The organism is Mesorhizobium sp. M7A.F.Ca.CA.004.04.2.1 (genome assembly GCF_004022825.1).
GTDB lineage: Bacteria > Pseudomonadota > Alphaproteobacteria > Rhizobiales > Rhizobiaceae > Mesorhizobium.
This window is the reverse complement of the sequence record NZ_RZPH01000636.1, coordinates 1-3,576: the sequence shown is the minus strand read 5'-3', so window position 1 is coordinate 3,576 and position 3,576 is coordinate 1. Positions and strand designations below refer to the sequence as shown.

The 3,576-nt window shown below is 62.5% G+C and carries 4 protein-coding genes; 2 read left to right on the top strand and 2 right to left on the bottom strand.

Annotated features, from left to right (window positions below; genetic code table 11):
- Nucleotides 1–2 precede the first annotated feature (2 nt).
- The gene (locus tag EN893_RS24270) at nucleotides 3–443 is read left to right on the top strand and encodes a hypothetical protein (protein ID WP_127267000.1); all 441 of its coding nucleotides are present in this window, start codon (nucleotides 3–5) and stop codon (nucleotides 441–443) included.
- A 72-nt stretch (nucleotides 444–515) separates the two neighbouring features.
- Here the strand turns inward: EN893_RS24270 and EN893_RS24265 are convergent, their stop codons facing one another.
- Complete coding sequence (locus EN893_RS24265; protein ID WP_127267001.1) at nucleotides 516–2,138, bottom strand: ABC-F family ATP-binding cassette domain-containing protein; 1,623 nt, start codon at nucleotides 2,136–2,138, stop codon at nucleotides 516–518.
- Nucleotides 2,139–2,550: 412 nt separating this feature from the next.
- Between EN893_RS24265 and EN893_RS24260 the strand changes: the two genes are divergently transcribed.
- Complete coding sequence (locus EN893_RS24260; protein WP_127267002.1) at nucleotides 2,551–2,838, top strand: hypothetical protein; 288 nt, start codon at nucleotides 2,551–2,553, stop codon at nucleotides 2,836–2,838.
- A 306-nt stretch (nucleotides 2,839–3,144) separates the two neighbouring features.
- Here the strand turns inward: EN893_RS24260 and EN893_RS24255 are convergent.
- Nucleotides 3,145–3,576: YdeI/OmpD-associated family protein (locus tag EN893_RS24255; RefSeq protein ID WP_128361825.1), on the bottom strand; the 432-nt coding region annotated here is incomplete at its 5' end.

Genomic DNA, 3,576 nt, shown 5'->3' with positions numbered 1-3,576 from the left:
CCATGAAGATTTCATCCGGATTTCGTTCCATCGCGGTTGCCGCCATCGCCACCGCGAGCATCGGCTTTGCCAGCGCCGCGCATGCCGACAGCGGCACGATCCGCTTCGCCGTCTACAAGGCGGCCTTCTTCGTCGGTGGCTCCGGCGGCAAGGGCACCTTCACCTTCCATGGCAAGAGCTACCCGATCTCGATCGGCGCCGTGTCCGGAGGCCTGGCTTTCGGCGTGTCCAAGACATATTTCCGCGGCACGGTTCGCCATATCCGCCGCGCCCGCGACGTGACCGGGGTCTACGGAGCAGCCGGCGGCGGCGGCACGATCGGCAAGGGAGCCCAGGTGATCATCATGACCAATGACAAGGGCGCCCAACTCGAACTCACGGGCAAGCAAGTCGGCCTGCAGGTCAACGCCGACCTCAGCGGCATGGCCATCTCGTTCGAGTAAGGCCGTCATTCCAGCCGGACCATATTCAAAGGGCGGTGCCGGCTTCGAGCCGACGCCGCCCTTATCATTTACCTAGCTCCTGAGCCCCGGCGCTTCCTGGCCGGTGCGCTCGACATATTCAGTATAGCCGCCGCCATAGGTGTGGATGCCTTCGGGCGTCAGTTCCAGCACGCGATTGGAAAGCGCTGCCAGAAAATGCCGGTCGTGCGAGACGAACAGCATGGTGCCCTCGTACTGCGACAGTGCGGTGATCAGCATCTCCTTGGTGGCGATGTCGAGATGGTTGGTCGGCTCGTCCAGCACCAAAAGGTTGGGCGGGTCGAACAGCATCAGCGCCATCACCAGCCGCGCCTTCTCGCCGCCTGACAGCACGCGGCATTTCTTCTCGATCTCGTCGCCGGAAAAACCGAAGCAGCCGGCAAGTGCCCTGAGCGGCGCCTGGCCGGCCTGCGGAAACGCGTCCTCCAGTGTCTGAAACACCGTGCGCTCGCCTTCCAGCACCTCCATGGCGTGCTGGGCGAAATAACCCATCTTGACACTTGGGCCGCGCGCGACCGTGCCGGTGTCGGGCTCGGAAGCGCCGGCGACCAGCTTCAGAAGCGTCGATTTGCCGGCGCCGTTGACGCCCATGATGCACCAGCGCTCGCGGCGGCGCACCTGGAAGTCGAGCCCCTCATAGATGGAGCGGCTGCCATAGCCCTTGTGGACGTTCTTCAGCGTCACGACATCTTCGCCGCAGCGCGGCGCCGGCAGGAAATCGAAGGAAACCGTCTGGCGGCGCTTCGGCGGCTCGACGCGGTCGATCTTGTCCAGCTTCTTCACCCGGCTCTGCACCTGCGCGGCATGCGAGGCGCGCGCCTTGAAGCGCTCGATGAAGGCGATCTCCTTGGCCAGCATTGCCTGCTGGCGCTCGAACTGTGCCTGCTGCTGCTTGTCGGCGATCGCCCGCTGCTGCTGGTAGAATTCGTAGTTTCCGGAATAGGCGGTCAGCGAACCGGCGTCGATCTCGACCACCTTGTTGACGATGCGGTTCATGAACTCGCGATCGTGCGAGGTCATCAGCAGCGCGCCGTCATAGTTTTTCAGGAAGGATTCCAGCCAGATCAGGCTCTCCAGGTCGAGATGGTTCGATGGCTCATCGAGCAGCATGGCGTCGGGCCGCATCAGCAGGATGCGGGCCAGCGCCACGCGCATCTTCCAGCCGCCGGACAGCTTTCCGACATCGCCGTCCATCATCTCCTGCGAAAAGCCGAGACCGTCCAGCACTTCCCGCGCACGGCCATCCAGCGCATAACCGTCGAGTTCCTCGAAGCGGTGCTGCGCCTCGCCATATTTTTCGATGATTTCGTCCATCTGGTCGGCCTGGTCGGGATCGGCCATGGCCGCCTCGAGGGCTGCCATTTCGGCCGCGACTTCGGACACCGGCCCGGCGCCGTTCATCACTTCGGCGACAGCGCTGTGGCCTTCCATGTCGCCGACATCCTGGCTGAAATAGCCGATGGTGACGCCGCGATCGACCTGCACCTGGCCTTCGTCGGGCTGCTCCTGCCCGGTGATCATGCGAAACAGCGTCGTCTTGCCGGCGCCGTTCGGCCCGACGAGGCCGACCTTCTCGCCCTTCTGCAGGGAGGCCGACGCTTCGATGAAGACAAGCTGACGGCCGTTCTGCTTGCTGATGCTTTCAAGTCTGATCATGCGGTGTCCGGGCTATATGCTTGCGTGAAAGGATTTGCCCGGCGCCTTACGCGAAGGATGGCCGCAAAGGAAGAGGCGCAAGCGCCGCATACAGCGGAACGCCCTTGCCTTCCCCCCTTGTGGGGGAAGGTGGATCGGCGCGTCAGCGCCTAGACGGATGAGGGGTGTTCCAGCGAATGAGACGTTGGTGTTCCCTGGAACACCCCTCATCCGACTCGCTTCGCGAGGCCACCTTCTCCCACAGGGGGAGAAGGGACAACCCCACCCAGACACACTCCAGAAACAAGATTCAACATCCGGGAAAAACTCGCGAAAACATCGCCTGTCATAACCACCCTCGCGGCGGTCAAGCAGGCTGCTGCACAACGCGAAGAAATGGTCCCGAAACATGCAACGACGCTCGACCGGATGGATGGGTGCCCTGACAGGCATTTCGCTCGCCATGCTGGCGGTCGCAGAGTCGGGGGCGGAAGCAGCGGTCACCCGGAGCGAATATTGCAGCCAGCTCGGCCTTCAACTCGACGGAGCCATCCAGACGAAAGCCGTCCCAGGCACGAGCGCAAGCCAGATCGCCGAGGCAACGGCACTCCAGGACAAGGCGAACCGGTTTTGTGCCGAGCGAAAGCAGGCCCAAGGCATCAGGACCTACGCCAACGCCTTGAAACTCCTTGGCGTGACACCGGTCGACCTGAACCAATAGTATCTGCCTTTGAACCATCAAGCACGCCAAGGCTGCTTGATCGCCCCTCCTTCCTGACTTCCTCCCGGGAAAAGGCCGCCGCTCGCAAAAGCGAGGGCGGCTTTTTTCTTGGCTACGCAATGCCGGAGGAAATGCGCGACAGACACCTGTCAAATCCGCATAAAAACAGATGCTTATAACAATTCGGCGATTCAGATACTGAAGCACTTCATGCGACGCTGAGTGCCGATCACAATCTGCCCAGGGATCGGGTGGCGGGCCGCATGCGCAACGCATGCCCCTCGCCGCAGAAAGAGCCTGAGCGGCTTACTTCCTGCCTTGCGGATGGATCGTCTCGCCGCGCTTCAGCATTGCTACAAACGTCTCGATCTTCTTCTTGCGCCCGGCCTCGGTCTTCATGTTGTGGGTGCGGAAGGCGAGTGCGAAGCGGTTTTGCGCACTGAGTTTTTCAAGCATCGCCTTCGCGGCGGGTTCGGCGTCTATGGCTGCTTGCAAATCATCGGGGATCTTCATCTGCTTGCCGCTGCCATAGGCGCGCGCCCAGCGCCCGTCCGCCTTGGCCGCCTCGACCTGTTTGAGCCCATGCTCGGTCATGCGGCCCTCCTCGACCAGCCGCGCGACATTGTCGATGTTGATCAGGCTCCAGATGCTCTTCCGGCTGCGCGGCGTGTAGCGCTGCAGGAAACTCTTGTCGTCCAGCCCCTTGCGCACCGCGTCGATCCAGCCGAAGCACAGCAC